Source organism: Gimesia benthica (assembly GCF_009720525.1).
In the GTDB taxonomy this organism is placed as follows: Bacteria; Planctomycetota; Planctomycetia; order Planctomycetales; family Planctomycetaceae; genus Gimesia; species Gimesia benthica.
Window position 1 is genome coordinate 5,542,675 of the sequence record NZ_CP043930.1, and the last position, 15,872, is coordinate 5,558,546.

Here is a 15,872-nt window from a genome sequence, read left to right on the forward strand (position 1 = left end):
GCGTTTGCAAGTCCATTTACTATATATGGTTATGTTAAATGGCTTTGATTGGTACAAGCCTGGGAACTGATTTGCATGCGACTTGGATTGACTGACTGGAACCCGCTGCGGTGAAATTTCTCAAATTGACGCAAATTGCAAAATCTGGTCTTTAAGTTCAATAAAGCTTGTATATGATGGGTGAGTTAAAGCTTGAAAATAAGCGGATTCAGCTTGTTTTTTCAGTTTCCTACCCCTTTGCTCTCTGCTGCATTGATTGCTGACTGTGAGCCGACAACAAGCGAGCCCATTTGGATGAGGGGCGGAGCCCGAGTAATTTCAATTTGCGCTACCTGTGCGGAAATTATTATGAATAAATAAGTCAGGTTCAGATATCAAATCTGATTTCCTGACACATTTAAGAGCCTCCCGTGCCACCCAGGCACATCTGTCAATGAATGAGACAGATCAGAGTTTTGTTGTTTTTAGCTAATTAGAAGAGAATTTGGAGATTTTAGAGGATGGTTTATCCTGTTGCTGAAGTTGTACGTCTACTGCCATCATCCCGACTGCCTGAATATACGTTTGTGCCTGGCAAGAGTTTGCCGCATCCCTATCGTGATCCCAAGGGCCACAGCTACGGTAATAAGCCGAAGCCCCCGAAGGCGCTCACGCAGGAAAACTGGATGGAGCACCGGAACTATCTGAACGCGATCGACTTCTTCAACCTGGGCTACTACTGGGAAGCCCATGATGAATGGGAGCGTCTGTTACGCGTCTGTGGTCCGGATTCGATTCCAGGCCGTTTCCTGAAGGGACTGGTCAAGCTGTCCGCTGCCGGTATCAAAGTTCGCGAAGGCAGTATTCATGGTGTGCGTCGTCATGCTGCTTCCGCTGGTGAAGTATTTGCAGACGTGGCCGCGGAGTCAAACGCCGATCATTACTGTGGACTGGAACTGACTCGCTTGCAGTTCGCTGCAGACCGGGCTGCTCAGTTGAAGTATCCCGATGATCTGACGATGGGCGAACCGATTCGCGTCTTCCCCTTCCTGCTGGAACCAGAACCGTTCCCGCTGGGCTAGGTTGCCAAGATTGATCTGCTTTGACAGTTCAAAATAGAAAGAGCACACTTTGGTGTGCTCTTTTTTTATGTCTGCTGTTGGTGACATTTGCCTGTTCAACGGAAAGTGCCGCGAACCGCCCGTCCCAGCAGACTGCCGCCACTGCTGTTGAACTTCCAGGCCAGATCCTGCAGCAGGGAACGCAGGTTGCGACGCTGGACTGGAATCCCTTCGAACACCAGTCGGACATCGGAGAGGACGGTGACGCTGTCTGCGTGGTAAGAGTGTCCCAGGGCGAACAGGTTTGTATCGATGTCGGATGCATCCACCACGTTGATCTTCTTGAATTTGGGGAAGACCGTCAGGTAGGAGCCCCCTTCTCCCAGCCTTTGATGCCAGAGCGAATTCACCACCCGGGAGGCTTTGAGGGCGAGGTCTTCCGAGGAAGAGTAGATGGTGAATCGGTCGGCGGTCTGCACGATGTGAGGGGCGATGGAATCTTTAAAGACCTGGGCGTCGATGTCGGGAGCGGTGAGGATGACCTCGTTAAACAGAGGTTTCTCCTGTCGCGCCAGTGTCAGCTTTTGAGAAATGTTTTTGAGTGCACGCGAGAGGACCCGGTTACCCATGCTGTGTGCGATGAGGTGAATCTTGCGTGCCCCGGATTCGCGGGCGATGGCTTCCACAAACAGGGTGACGTTTTCTTCGCACCATTGTGCGGTTCGTCCATCTTCCTTGTAGGCCCAGATCGAACCGCTGCTCTGCGAAGGCCAACTGTACATCAGCGGTGCCCCTTTGAATTTCAGATCGTAGGCGATCTGTGCGGTCCGCCGGGCTGCGTCTTCAAAAGAGTTGTTGAATCCATGGATGAAAATAAAGGCTTCTCCGCCGCGTTGCAGAACGCCTGAGGCGGTTTCTTTTGTTTCGACGGAATCCTCGATGGTCTTACGGAGTTCGGTCAGGAAATGCGAACCGGAGGCTGGCTCGACCGATTTCAGTACGACATGCTTATCCGGGTTTTCGCGGAACTCCAGTTTCCAGATGCTGGGGGATTCCAGTTCTCCGGGTTGATGGTTTTCAGGGATGCTGACATCACAGAAGCCGAGGGAGAGTGTGGACCGTTTCGTGCCGAAGAACTCTTTGGGTTTGGGGGAACCGGTGAGGTTGCGGTCGGTGCCATAGAAGACGCGGATGGTCTCGTGTTTTTCTTTCTCCTCACGCTCCGAGCCTGAGGTAGAGTCTGGCGCTGCTTCTTCAGGCATAGGAGATTCGTCCTGCGTCACGCGCGGGGCTTTATCTGCATCTGGTTCAGGCATGGAATCTTTGGCGCTGTCACAGCCTGTCAGCATCAAGCCGGCCAGGGCCAGCGACATCAGGAGATGGGGGGCTTTCATCGTGCATCCTTGCAGTTTGAAACAATCCAACCGGACGGTGGTAAAATGAATAGGGGAAAATACTTGATTCACGAGGATGGCTCAAGGTGAATCTCGGCCGGAACCAGCCTGGATCGTGTTCTGGAAAGACATGGGACCGGCTGCCTTAACGCTAAAATTTGCTTTGGGTTACGCTCTCTGGTATGCTGGAAAGTCAGCTTCAGTTGAGGAATCAAATCAGCGGAGGCTTAAATAGAAAATCAATACCCGGACAGACAGGACCGTACTGTGAACAGCGCTCTCAGGATCTTTTGTTGTCTCGTTGCTTTCTGTATTGGATCGATCGAATCCCTGCAGGCGAAAGAGGCGAAGCAGGCCAACCCCAACTTTGTCATTATTTTCGCCGACGATCTGGGCTATGGGGATCTGGAATGCTACGGGCATCCCAGGTTCAAAACGCCGCATATAAACCGGATGGCTGCGGAAGGGGCGCGGTTGACGCAGTTTAACGTTCCGGTCCCTTATTGTGCTCCTTCCCGTGCCACACTGTTGACGGGGCGTTACCCCTGGCGGCACGGCGTCTGGTTTAACCCGGCTCCGGATGGGAAGCAGTTCAATACGGGGGTGGGGATCGCGGACAGCGAAGTTCTTATCAGCGAGTTGCTGAAAGAGCAGGGGTACTCGACTTTGTGTGTCGGGAAATGGCACCTGGGCCACAATCCCCGGTTCTACCCTACGAGACACGGCTTCGATGATTACCTGGGGATTCTGTATTCCAACGACATGCGTCCCGTGAACCTGATCAAGGGGGAGCAGGTCATCGAGTATCCGGTCATACAAGCGAATTTAACGCAGCGCTATACCGAACGGGCCATTGAGTTCATCAAGGAAAATCAACAGAAGCCCTTCTTCCTGTATCTACCGCATGCGATGCCGCATAAGCCGCTGGCTGCCTCGGAAGCGTTCTACAAGAAAAGTGGAAACGGTCTGTATGGTGATGTGATAGCTGAGCTCGACTGGAGTGTGGGAGAGATTCTGAAAACTCTGAAGGACCTCAAGCTCGATGAAAATACGCTGGTGATCTTTGCCTCAGACAACGGGCCCTGGTTTGGTGGGAATACGGCTGGTCTCTCGGGAATGAAATCGACCAGTTGGGAAGGAGGGCTGCGTGTGCCGATGATCGCCCGCTGGCCTGGTAAGATTCCTCCGCGCCAGGTGATCGATACTGTCTGTGGTTCGATCGATGTGTTCCCGACGATCCTGAAGCAGGCGGGAATCAAGGTACCTGCTGACCGGGTGATTGACGGCAAGGATCTGTTTCCCGTGCTGACCGAGCAGGCGCCGACTCCGCATGAGGCGCTCTTCTCCATGAAGGGGAATTCCCTGTTTACGGTACGAAGTGGGCCCTGGAAGCTTCACCTAAAACCATCCCCCCGACAGTTGCTGGCGAACCAGGGGAAAGACTGGATTGACCCGCGCGGGCCCGATGGTGTGACGATCATTGCTCCTTATGAACAGGCCATGCCGGACCAGCCGCCCGGATTGCTCACGGGCGATCAGCCGGCACCGATGATGCTCTTCAATCTTGAAAAGGATCCCGCCGAGCAGCATAACGTGGCGAAGGACCATCCCGAAGTCGTGGCGCGTCTGCAGAAGCTGTATGAGGAGATGCAGACCCAGGTTCCCGATTCCATTCGGAATTTCGATCCGCGGGCCCGCAGTAAAAAATAATCTGCGAAGTAACGAAGGTCTGATTCTTTCATCCAGAAGCCTGGTTGACTTTCCCGTTGCCTGCGCCCGTTTCACAGCTTGAAGAACGTTGCGTCTTCAGTTTCTGTACGCCAGTAAATTCAAGGCTGTACAGTAATTCTTATCCGGCTGTTAGATTCTCTCCGCTCAAACGTCGTCTGAAAAATCAGATGATCGTTACCAAAATCCAACATTCACTACTTGGAGTCCGTAGTAAAGGGTAGATATTGCCTCAGAGCTGAACACCTGACAAAGCCGTTTGTTTTAGTTGTCGAACCTGTCGCGATGTCTTTTTACATCATTCCAGATTTCAATGTAGAAAAAGCACAACATTCAACGTTAAGAGTTAATGAATATCAAACAGGGCCATAATTCTTAACTCCCTTTTATCGTTGACTTTATCGAGGGGTTGCAACAGCGCTTACTGATTAGGCATACGAATGGTCCGCTCTTTGCGTCTATTCAATGTTCTTAACAGTACACTGTTCAACAGCCTTGATGATCAACCAGAAGAAAGAGAGAACCACAGCATGGCATCTAAACGCGATCGAATGAGCGTCTATGAGCGTGACGGGGTAACCGTTCTGGATTTCGGAACTATGGAAATCTGGGATGGAGCCGACTTGGCACTGTTGCGTGAAACGCTCACGCGTCTGGTTGATCACGAAAAGTGCAAGTCGATTGGCGTCGAGCTGTCGTCAGTCAAATACATTCCGAGTGGCTTCTTTGGAATGTTGTACGACCTGTATGAAAAAGGGATCGCGGTTACGCTCTACAGCCCCCAGCCCAACGTCGCCAGCATGCTCTGGTTTAAACAGTTCTGTCAGCACACTGAAGACGGGCGTTATCTGCTGAAAAGCGATCTGGCATCAGCGCATGACAAGGCGTCTGATGAGGAAGTGCGTTCCGAAAAAGAAAAGTGGGACAAAAGTCTGAAGCAGTCGAACGACTACTCTACCACTGTTTCCTGAAGGGGAGGCAGTGCGCCTCCCTGAGGAAGTACGCTCCTGTTATTCGGTTTCCAGGAGCACTGCATGTTTTTCGAGTCGATTTTTCAACGACAGGTAATTTCCGGTCGTTGTGGCTTCTTCTCTCAATTCCTGATCAATCTTGTCGGCCAGTTCAAACAGCTTGAATTCTGGCCAGGCATCATTCAAAGTCAGTAACTGATCGAGCCCCTGCGGATTCTGTCTGAGGGGATCCGGGATCAGCGAAGCAACCGCCACGGCGGCTGCAGCTGTTTTACCGAGTTTATCGTCTGTGAGCAGTTTGAGCCCCTTGTGATGCAGGTAGACAGCACAGATCAAGTCATCAGGAAATGACCAGTCCAGCATCACGTTAGCTGCAGCTGCAGAGTGGTCCCAGCTGAAATGCTGGCGTTCATATTCACTCAACAGACAGGGATCGCTGTCCTGGTTGATCGTGAATGTCAGGTACAGATCAAACAGTTCTTTAGAAAGGATGGGCAGCAGGAAGTCTTCCAGCATGGCTGCCGAGAAAGCCACGTCAGCGTCGACCTTCATCAGCATGGCAATCTCGCGTGCCATCAGTGCCCGTTCCAGGTTGGTACTCCAGAAGTTGGGCAGGTTGATCAGCTTGGAATCGCTGGTTGCCATCGCCTGCTTCAGACCGGTGGTGACCAGGAAGAGCTTCGTCGAACGAATTCCCAGCAGCGTAATCGTCTGTTGAATCGAGGAAACCTTCCGGCGTAATCCGAATGCGCTGGAGTTAACCATTCTCAACAGTTCACAGGAAATTCCGGCGTCGGTTTCGATGATCTTGCTCAGCTCTTTGGGAGTCGAAGCAGGATCTTCAGCCTTCTGTGAAAATTCCATGACTGCTTTAGGCAGCATTGGAAGCTTAATTTCCGGAGGCAGCGGGCTTTGTTTACCTTCACCGATCAGTTCTCTACGCAGCTTTGTCCAGTCCGTCATCTGTTCCTCTTTTACTCTCAGTCATGAAGTCGAAACAGCTCTCTACTGTTTCGCAAATTCAGGGTTACCAGACGGATCTTCACCCCTTATCGTTAAAGGGAGAGGATCGCTTAACACATTGAAATCTTAGCTTAAGGATTCTCTGTAAGAGGCGTTCTTTTCAGGATTTTTTCGTCGGAAATCCCTCCACTGGCAGTATGTTGATTTAACGCAACACTGCTCGTCTGTCCAAAGAAGAATCCGCATTGAAAAATACTCATAAGTAACTAAAATTCATCCACTTACATGCATTATTAGAAAACGCTCGAGAGGAACGGCCTCATCTGCTTTCGGGCCCACAGCAAATTCTTAACATTGTCAGGACAGAATCATGGAAGCGAAATCTCTGGAATTCCTCAAAAACCTACTTCATTCACCAGCTCCCTCGGGATACGAGCGGCCCATTCAGGAGGTCGTGCGGGCGTATGTGAAAGAGTTTGCTGACGAAGTGAAAACCGACCTGCACGGCAATGTGATCGCCGCCGTCAATCCCGGAGCGAAACGGCGGGTGATGTTCGCCGGCCACTGTGACCAGATTGGTCTGCTGGTACAGCATATCGATGATGACGGTTACCTGTGGGCTAACCTGATCGGTGGCTGGGATATCCAGATGCTGCTCGGCCAGAACATGCAGGTCCACACCGATTCGGGGCCGATCCACGGGGTGATTGCCCGTAAAGCCATTCACCTGCTGACCCCGGAAGAACGCAAAACCGTTCCCGAGATCAAGGACCTCTGGATCGACATCGGAGCCAGGAATGGAGCGGAAGCCCGTGAGAAAGTCGCGATCGGGGATCCCATTACATTCGAACTCGGTTTCAGACCAATGCTGAACCAGCTGGCTTCCGCACCAGGGATGGATAACCGCGTTGGGGTCTGGGTTGTGATGGAGGCCCTGCGACAGGCGAGTGAGAAGTCACCCGAGTTCGGCGTCTTCTCGGTTTCGACAGTTCAGGAAGAGATCGGCCTGCGTGGTGCACAGACCAGTGCTTACTCAATTCAGCCTGAGGTCGGGATTGCCGTCGATGTGACCCATGCCACCGACTGCCCCGCGGTCAGTAAAAAGGAAAATGGCGAGATCAATGTCGGCGATGGTCCGGTTGTCTATCGCGGACCGAATGTGAATCCGGTTGTTTTCTCAACGCTCACCGATCTGGCGGAGAAAAACGACATCTCCTGTCAGATTAACTCGATTTCGCGTCCCGCTGGTAACGATGCCAATGCGATGCAGTTGAACCAGGGAGGCATGGCGACCGGTATTGTCGCCATTCCCAACCGGTACATGCATAGCCCGGTCGAGGTCGTCTCGCTGGAAGACCTCGAACACGCGGCTAATCTTCTGGCTGCATTCTGCCTGGAGATCAATGAACAGACGGATTTCACTCCATAGTCAAATGTCGTTCAGATGAGATCGATCAGCCGATACTCTGCAGCACTTCTTCTGCTGCCTGAATCGTCTGGTCGATATCTTCATCTGTCATGCAGGTGGAAGCGAAGTTGGCTTCAAACTGGCTGCAGGGGAGATAGATACCCCGGTCAAGCATGCCCTGGAAATAGCGGGCAAATCGCTCTGTATCGTTCTGGGAAGAGACCGCAAAGCTGGTCACTTTTTCGGGATTGAAGAACAGCGTAAACATCGAGCCGCATTCTGCAAGCGTGTGAGGCAGACCTGCTTTGGAAGCGGCTGCGGAGAGCCCTTTTGTCAGTCGCTGCGTCTGCGCTTCCAGTTCCGGGTAGGGATTAGTTTCCCGCAGACACTGGAGCGTTGCGATACCGGAGGCCATCGCGATTGGATTTCCCGACAAGGTCCCAGCCTGGTAGACTGAGCCGACAGGAGAGATCGCATCCATGATTTCTGCTTTTCCGCCATAAGCGCCGACAGGCATACCGCCGCCAATGACTTTGCCCAGCATGCAGATGTCAGGAGTCACCCCGAATCGCTGTTGTGCGCCACCGAGGGCAACACGAAACCCGGTCATGACTTCATCCATGATGAAGACCGACTGGTGTTGGGTGCAGAGTTCTCTGACCGTTTCGAGGAATCCCGGTTCTGGCAGGACGACCCCCATGTTACCCACGACCGGTTCGAGGATCACACCTGCGATCTGGTCACCTGCCTGGGAGAATGTTTCCTTGAGTTGCTCTATGTCGTTGTACTCCAGGACCAGGGTATCGGCTGTGCATCCCTGGGGAACGCCGGGGCTGGAGGGGGCGCCGAGTGTCAACGCACCACTGCCTGCCTGGACGAGCAGGCTGTCGACGTGCCCGTGATAACAGCCGGCAAACTTGATGATTTTATCCCGTCCGGTGTAGCCGCGTGCCAGTCGAATCGCACTCATGGCGGCTTCAGTTCCTGAATTCACCATCCGAACTTTCTCGACGGAGGGAACCAGTTCCGCGACCAGTTCCGCCAGTTCGCTTTCCAGTACCGTAGGTGCTCCAAAACTCGTCCCTTTTTTGAGTGCCTCTTCGATTCCAGACATGACCTGGGGATGCAGGTGTCCCAGAATGTGGGGGCCCCAGGAACCGACGAAATCGATGTAGCGGTTGCCGTCGATGTCATACAGGTACTGTCCCTCGCCGCGATCGATGACGACCGGGTGTCCACCCACGGCGCCAAAGGCCCGCGCCGGACTGTTCACTCCTCCCGGAATGACCTTCAGGGCGCGTTCAAATTCTGCTTCACTTCGCGTACGGGAGCGGGCTGTCATGGATCAGGAGTTCCTCTAGTTCGTAGTCGTTTTTTCAGGAGTGACCGGGGCATCTGACCCCAGCTTGAGACATTTCAATGTTTTTGAATCTCTGACATAAAGCAGACCATTAGACAGGGCGGGCAGAGCCCGTGTCGTGGAGTGGAAGATCTGCTCGCTGGCCAGTTCTTTATAGGCATCCAGGGAGGCTTCGGCCAGTACCAGTGTGCCATCGGTTTTCATGATAATGAGTTTGTTGTCGGCTTCAAGTAACGTCGCGTATCCAAAATCGTTCTCGGCCCATTCGACTTTGCGTGTCTGGGGATCAAAGCAAATCAGGCGGGCTGTGCCGATATCCTGACGACCATCAATGCCGATCAGCTTGCCATCATATTCAATCGGCGTCGTGTACTGACTGGACATCGGCTTTTCGCTGCGCCAGATTTCCCGTGTGCCGATCTGTTCAATCTGGCCCCAGAAACCACCCACGCCGTAGCTGGCTGTGGCAAAGATGTTGTTGCCGATCACTACCGGGTCGGCACCATTCACCGTGGGGCCCCGCTTACCAAAGGGGAACTGAAACAGTACATTGCCGTTCTTCGGATCCAGGCCGGTCAGGTGCAGCCGGGTGATGAAGATGGCGTAGAAGCGACCATGTCGAAAGGCAGAGGTCGGCGAGGAGTAGCTGGCATCGTCCTGCAGTGCCTGCCACAAGGTAAAGCCCTTGTCCAGGGAAAACGCGACCACGCCGGCATTCTTACGTTTACCACCCACGTTGACCAGCAGTTTCTCTTCCACAATGATCGGGGTGCTGCCCACTCCGAAGTAACCATCACTGACCTGGAATTCTTTATGAGTGTCGCGCGACCAGACTACCTTGCCGGTCTTCAGTTCCAGGCATTGCAGGCGGCCCGTGATGCCGTAAGTGTAAACCCAATTGTTATGGATTAAGGGGACAGCGATCGGACCATCATTCGGGTTGAAGGTTCCCCGGTAGCTGACCGGGGCGGACTGTTTCCAGATCGGTTCTCCCGTAACAGCATTGAGTGCTTCGACGATTTCCTGATCGCCAACCCGATGAAAGAGTACCAGTGTATTCTGAAAGACAGCGACACCTGCGAACCCACTGCCGACGGGACGCTGCCATTTCAATTCCGGTCCGCCCGCAGGCCAGGACGCTGCGATGGTTTCGTCAGCAGCATGAGCATTTCGATAGGGACCCAGAATCTGGGGCCAGTCTCCCGCCTGACAAACGGGATTGGTGAAGAGGATGAGCAGCAGTAAGATGCCTTGCAGAATTCTCATGTGTCGGGCTCCGCCTTACAGATGAACGGGGATCAGATTTCAGGGAATCTCATTTTAGCAGGAACGGGGCTTGGCTGCATAGGAACGTCTGTTATAGTCTGATAAGATAAAAGCTGAAACCAACCATCGAACAGGCTGCGCTTTCGAGAAAGGGTTTTCGTGAGATCGTTTGCCCGCCAGGAGAAAACTTTGGACTCAAACCCATTTCGGTTAATCAGAAACTTACGCAGAAGTCGCGAGATTGTTACCGTTCTCGTGAATTATGGTTTTGATGATCTCGTTGATCAGTTGGGGCTGAGACGTTATCTCCGCTGGGGCCGCAGGCTGCTGTTCTGGAAACGCACCGAACCCGAAATCAAGCTCACTCGTGCGAAACGCATTCGCCTTGCTCTGGAAAGCCTGGGCGTCACGTTTATCAAATTCGGTCAGGTGGTCAGCACGCGCCCCGATCTGGTACCCCGCGATGTCGTCGCGGAACTGGAAAAACTGCAGGAGCGGGTTCCCTCCTTTCCCGGTGAAATCGCGATTGAAATCATCGAGCGCGAACTGGGAGAACCCATCGACAAACTGTATGCCGAGTTTGATCCTGCTCCTCTGGCCGCCGGTTCGCTGGGGCAGGTGCATAAAGCCCGTCACCACGACGGTACGCCGCTGGTAGTCAAGGTGAAGCGGCCCGATATCGACCGGGTGATCGAGCAGGACCTGAGCCTGATGCACGAACTGGCGACCATGATCGAACGCCATTTTCCGGATGCCGAAGTCTTCGATCCGGTAGGACTGGTCCATCAGTTTTCACGAACGATTCATCGCGAACTGCAGTTCAGCCGAGAGGCCCGCTCAACCGATGAGTTTTATCGCCTGTTCCAGGATGATGCCACGCTGTATGTTCCTAAAATCTACTCCGAGATGACCCAGGGTGACATCATCACTATGGAATTCATCGACGGCTATCGGATTGATGACGAACAGGAACTGCAAAACCTGCCCATCAGTCCGCATGAGGTCGCCGCGAACGGGGCACGGATCTTTATGAAAATGGTTTTCGAATTCGGCGTGTTTCATGCTGATCCGCATCCTGGGAATTTCCGGGTCCTGCATGATGGTTCGCTCTGCCTGATCGATTATGGCATGATTGGGGTTCTGGAAGAGGAACGCCGCGACTTGCTGGTCGACCTGTTACTGAATGTGGCCAAACAGGATACGAACAAACTCGTCGAAGTTGTGTTGAATATCGGTAAAGCCAAGCGGGCCGTCGATCATCAGTTGCTCCGGGCGGATCTTCGCGATTTCATCGGCAATTATTATGGAATCCCGCTGGATCAGATCAGTGTCGGCAAGATGCTGACCGATTTTATCAACATCCTGGCGATTCACCGCATTCGCTGTCCGGTCGATATCATGCTGCTGATTCGGGCCATGATCACCCTGGAAGGGGTGGCTTCCCGAATTGCCCCCGATCTGAATATCGCTCAGGAAATGGAACCGTACATTTATAAACTCTCCTCGGAGCGATATCATCCGCGAGCTATTGCCAGCCGCATCTGGTCCGAAGCCTGCAGCTTTTCCAAGGTGATGCATGATCTGCCTGAACAGGTGGGGCGAACCCTCGGGAAACTGGCCGATGACGAACTGCAGATCCACCTGGATCACAAAGGCATTGATCACCTCACGACCGAAATGGACCGCTCCGGGAACCGCCTGGCGATCGGAATGGTAATGTCGTCGCTGATCCTCGCATCGGCCATCACGATTTCATCGGACACGCGGCTGGTTTATATCAGCATTCCGATTTTCATGATGTCGAGTCTGTTGGGAATCTGGCTGATCTACGGCGTCTTCCGCAGCGGTCGATTGTAAGATCGGGTGCTCTTACAATCGCCGTGTCAGCTGCGATGAGAAAAGAGTTTCGACGTGCTTTATTTCCCGTAGAGTCGAGCCTTGGGATCGCCGCCTGACAGCAGATAAGCGACCAGGTCCCGTACTTCCTCGGGGCTGAGAGTATTCAGCATCGCCTGAGGCATCTGTGATACAGGAGACGCCTGGATTTCTTCGACGCTTTCTGCCGGGATCTCAATCGGTTCTGCCTTGATGTCGGCCGTGTAGACAATCACTTTGTCGCCGTCTTTCGAAACGAGACCAGTGAAAGTACGCCCCTCATCGGTGATCACGATCGAGGATTGATATTGATCGGAAATCACCTTACTCGGTTCGACAATCGATTCGAGGATATAACGGGCATCGAACTTGTTCTTCACGGTCGTCAGGTCGGGACCGACATCGCCCCCCAGTCCGTCAAAGCGGTGGCAGGCAGCACAACGCAGGGAATGGAACAGGTTCCGGCCATTCTCGAAACTGGCTTTCTGCAGGTGTCCGCCGGAAGTGTATCGGCTGGCATCCCCGATCGTCCAGGTTCGTCCCGGGCCTTTGGGGGGAGTGATTTTGAAATCAGGGACGGGATTGAAATTCTCACCACTGATGTCGGCCAGAGCGGCTCGATCGGCATTGGAGAGATATCCGAGTACTTCGTCACGCAGGTTACCCAGGAACTTGGCGTAACTGTTGCCTCCCGGGTATTTAGCTGAGGCGTTGATGAACTCGATGTAGGCACGACGCTGATCCATGGTCCAGCCGTCACGCAGGTTTCGCAGCATGAATGCATAATTGATTTCATGTGTGGGCGGATGCTTGGCCAGCATGTCGAGGACACGCCCGCCATAGTTTTTATTTCGTCCCGCCAGTTCGGTCCAGTCGGGGACTTCAGGTTCACCCCGGTTTTCAATCAGGTCCAGGGCTTTGGCAATCACGGTTGGTGATTCCAGGTAAACCAGCACACGAACCAGTTCGGTGTTGATGTTCTTGCTCTGGCTGGGCAGATACGGGTCGAGTTCGGCAATGACCTGTGCTCTTTGTTCTGCCGTGGGTTTGCCCAGGCGAATGAACGTCAGGGCGTAAGCACGTAACAGTCCCAGGAACTGTGGTTCGCTCAATTGAGATGGATCCAGTTCCAGCAGAGCAGCAATCTGGGCATCGCGGCGTGATTTGTTTCCCATGCGGGCCAGGGCGACTGCCCCGGAAATCCGTGCCTGGGGATTTTGTTCCTTAAATACTTTCGAAGCCCACTGCTCAACGGGCTGCGATTCGATGGCGACACGAGCCGCGTGTCGCAACCAGCGATCAGAACTGGAGAGGTGTGGCCAGGCAGCTGCGACGGCTGCTGGATCCTGTTTGCCATGATAAGCTTCCAGGCTGCGACGCAGTTTTCGGGCTTCAGCGCCCGCCAGTTCTTCTGTAACCGGTTTGGTTGATTCGTTTCCAGTGTAGGTGATTCTGAACAGGGCCGACTGAGTTCCCCGTCCACCGATGGTGAAGTAGAGTGCGCCGTCTTTACCGATGATCGCATCGGTCAGCGGCAGTGGTGAACCGTAGCAGAATGCTTCCTGCTCACCCTTATAGCCTGCGCCATCCGGAGTGAGATGAATGGCGTAGATCGTCCCGAACGTCCAGTCGAGTGCGAACATGGCATCCTGATAGCGTGCCGGGAACCTGGCTCCCTGGCCACTGATCACGCCGGTCGGACAACCGGGGCCGATATTCACCACGGCGGGTAGACTGTCTTCGTAGTATTCGGGCCATTTGCCGGAACCACTTCGCCAACCATAGTCGGAACCGCTGACGGCGACGTTGATGCGGGTCGGGCGGTACCAGGGAGTTCCGAGGTCCCATTCCATGTCTGCATCGTAGGTGAAGATGTCACCGGCCCGGTTGAGGGCGATGTCGTATTCGTTTCGATAGCCGGTGGAGATGATTTCGTGTTGTTTTGTTTCCGGAGAGAACCGGGAAATCCAGCCACCCGGTGCCATGCGACCGCGGGCATGTCCGTTGGCATCCCATTCACGGGGTAGCAGCAGGTCTTCGTCCCAGGTGGGAACGTGCGAACGGACGATGCTGTCCTGAGGGGGGAGAGCGGCGTGATTACCGCCGATGACATACAGGTGCTGATTATCTTCCGCGACGATCACCGCATGGTTGCCGTGTTCGCCACCGCTACGTTCGCTGGGAAGAACTTCGGCAGTATCGAGTTGGTCGTCCCCGTTTGTATCTGTGACCTTGAAGAGGTTGCCGCCATTCTTGTGAAAGTAAAGTGCGTCCTTGTGCCAGACCATGCCCTGCGCACCGGAAAGGTCGATCTGCATTTTTTCGACATCTACCTGGGGGGCATCCCCTTTCTCAGTGACTGTGATGCGATAGAGGCCTTTGTCTCCCTGATCGCTGGCCAGCAGTCGTCCTTTGCCGTCGGTGGTGAGTGAAACCCAACTCCCCTGTTCATTGGCGGGGACTTCATAGAGCAGTTCGACTTTGAAGTCCTTTGCGATGGTGATATTCTGGGCCAGTTCTTCCATGTCGACACCACTACGGGTTGTGATCCCGGGTTTACCCCAGGGACCACTGCCGAAGACGCCCATTGATTTCAGCTTCAGCTTCCAGGATGAGTCGTCGAAGCTGGACTGCTTCCACTCGGGAGACTCCTGGTCCGACAGTTTCCAGTCGGGAGTGGAGCTGATCTGCTGCTTTTTACCATCGGCAGTTTCAATTTCCAGCTTCAGAATGAAGGCTGCGACACCACCATTGTTGTTCGCTTTCACTGCGATCTGATTGAGGCCCGACTGCACCAGTTTGCGTGCATCGCTCAGCATGACGGGATTTTTCCAGTCGGTTGCGGTGCCTGCGTCTTTGCCGTTGATCCAGACGGTGGCCCGATTGTCACAGGTGAAATAGAGACGGGCCGCTTTGATCTGATTTGCGACTTCGAACTGCTTCCGCAGATAGATGGGGGCGTTGTCCGTCGGGTTGTCTGTCTTCCAGATCCAGCCTGGAACCGGTTTGGCGGAGACCCAGTCGAACTTATCCTTTTTATTTTTTGAGGACGATGTTTTGGTAGCGGGGGCTTTCTTTGTGTTCTCGACAGCTGCCTTGAGTACGGCCTGGGCTTCTTTGCCTGCTAACGGCCGGTATTGCACGTCTTTGAATTCGACACGCATCGGTGGTCCCGCGTGAAGCTGCAGACCGAGCACCCCTTTCGCAAACGCCTGGGGATGGTTGTCGGTGATATCGACGGTGTTGACTCCATTCACCTGGTGGACCAGCCGGTTGCCTACCGCGACGATCCGCAGTTCGTTCCATTCCCAGTCATTCAGTTTCTGATTTTTATCGCCGATCTCTGCGACGACTTTGGGTTTGCCATCCGCTCCAATTTCGACACGCTGGAAACGCTGGGCGATGATGCCCCGTCCGGTTTTTTCTCCGTAGAGCATTCCGAAATATTCGGGTTTTGGATGCAGGTCGGCCTGGTAGCCTTTGAGTGCGAAGTTCTGCGGATCGACCAGTTCGCTGCGATATTGCACACCTGAGTTGTTGCCTTTGAAGCGGACCTGGGCTTTGAATTCAAAGTCACCCACATCTCCCCCCTGCCAGACGAGGAAGGTGTTGGGTTTAGCAGGACGCTCTGGCGTGGTCTCGCCCACGATGGCTCCGTCTTCTACGGTCCAGAATCCTTCTCGACCTTCCCAGCCGGTCAGATCTTTACCGTTGAAGAGCTGCTGAAATTCCTGAGCGTGGATGGTGCTGGTTGAGAAAACGATGCAGGTAAAAAGAACGCGGACGAAAGTATGCATGGTGATATTCCGCTTACTGAAGAGAGTTGCAGGATACTTGAGGGATCGAAACAGTGAAAATCAGGGGAGA

The 15,872-nt window shown here is 53.7% G+C and carries 10 protein-coding genes; 5 read left to right on the top strand and 5 right to left on the bottom strand.

Translation table 11 applies throughout. The features are described from left to right. Positions 1–500: 500 nt before the first annotated feature. Positions 501–1,061, top strand: coding sequence for a DUF309 domain-containing protein (locus F1728_RS21615; protein ID WP_145042995.1), 561 nt, complete (start codon positions 501–503; stop codon positions 1,059–1,061). Between the two features lie 95 nt (positions 1,062–1,156). Here F1728_RS21615 and F1728_RS21620 read toward each other — a convergent pair whose 3' ends face one another. Continuing rightward, positions 1,157–2,434, bottom strand: a complete 1,278-nt coding sequence (locus F1728_RS21620) for an alpha/beta hydrolase (protein ID WP_155365811.1) — start codon at positions 2,432–2,434, stop codon at positions 1,157–1,159. Between the two features lie 267 nt (positions 2,435–2,701). Here F1728_RS21620 and F1728_RS21625 point away from each other — a divergent pair, with 267 nt between their 5' ends. Next, a complete protein-coding gene (locus tag F1728_RS21625) occupies positions 2,702–4,144 on the top strand; it encodes a sulfatase-like hydrolase/transferase (RefSeq protein WP_228030280.1) in 1,443 nt (480 codons plus the stop codon). Between the two features lie 548 nt (positions 4,145–4,692). Then, positions 4,693–5,133, top strand: coding sequence for a hypothetical protein (locus F1728_RS21630; RefSeq protein ID WP_155365812.1), 441 nt, complete (start codon positions 4,693–4,695; stop codon positions 5,131–5,133). 39 nt (positions 5,134–5,172) lie between these two features. Here the strand turns inward: F1728_RS21630 and F1728_RS21635 are convergent, their stop codons facing one another. Further along, positions 5,173–6,096 carry an HDOD domain-containing protein gene (locus F1728_RS21635; protein WP_155365813.1) on the bottom strand — a complete coding sequence of 308 codons (924 nt, stop codon included), beginning with the start codon at positions 6,094–6,096 and terminating at the stop codon, positions 5,173–5,175. Between the two features lie 370 nt (positions 6,097–6,466). On the opposite strand from F1728_RS21635, the gene F1728_RS21640 reads away from it, so the two are divergent. Further along, the gene (locus F1728_RS21640; protein ID WP_155365814.1) at positions 6,467–7,525 is read left to right on the top strand and encodes a M42 family metallopeptidase; all 1,059 of its coding nucleotides are present in this window, start codon (positions 6,467–6,469) and stop codon (positions 7,523–7,525) included. A 25-nt stretch (positions 7,526–7,550) separates the two neighbouring features. Here F1728_RS21640 and hemL read toward each other — a convergent pair whose 3' ends face one another. Both hemL and F1728_RS21650 read right to left on the bottom strand, forming a co-directional pair. Beyond that, on the bottom strand, positions 7,551–8,846 hold the full coding sequence (hemL, locus tag F1728_RS21645; RefSeq protein ID WP_155365815.1) for a glutamate-1-semialdehyde 2,1-aminomutase: 1,296 nt from the start codon (positions 8,844–8,846) through the stop codon (positions 7,551–7,553). Positions 8,847–8,861: 15 nt separating this feature from the next. Beyond that, positions 8,862–10,130, bottom strand: a complete 1,269-nt coding sequence (locus F1728_RS21650) for a PQQ-binding-like beta-propeller repeat protein (protein ID WP_155365816.1) — start codon at positions 10,128–10,130, stop codon at positions 8,862–8,864. A 189-nt stretch (positions 10,131–10,319) separates the two neighbouring features. Here F1728_RS21650 and F1728_RS21655 point away from each other — a divergent pair, with 189 nt between their 5' ends. After that, positions 10,320–11,987 (top strand): ABC1 kinase family protein, encoded by a 1,668-nt coding sequence (locus F1728_RS21655; RefSeq protein ID WP_228030281.1) that lies wholly within the window; start codon positions 10,320–10,322, stop codon positions 11,985–11,987. A gap of 59 nt (positions 11,988–12,046) precedes the next feature. Here the strand turns inward: F1728_RS21655 and F1728_RS21660 are convergent, their stop codons facing one another. Next, entirely contained in the window at positions 12,047–15,802 is a 3,756-nt protein-coding gene (locus F1728_RS21660; protein WP_155365817.1) for a family 16 glycoside hydrolase, read from the bottom strand. Positions 15,803–15,872: the final 70 nt, after the last annotated feature.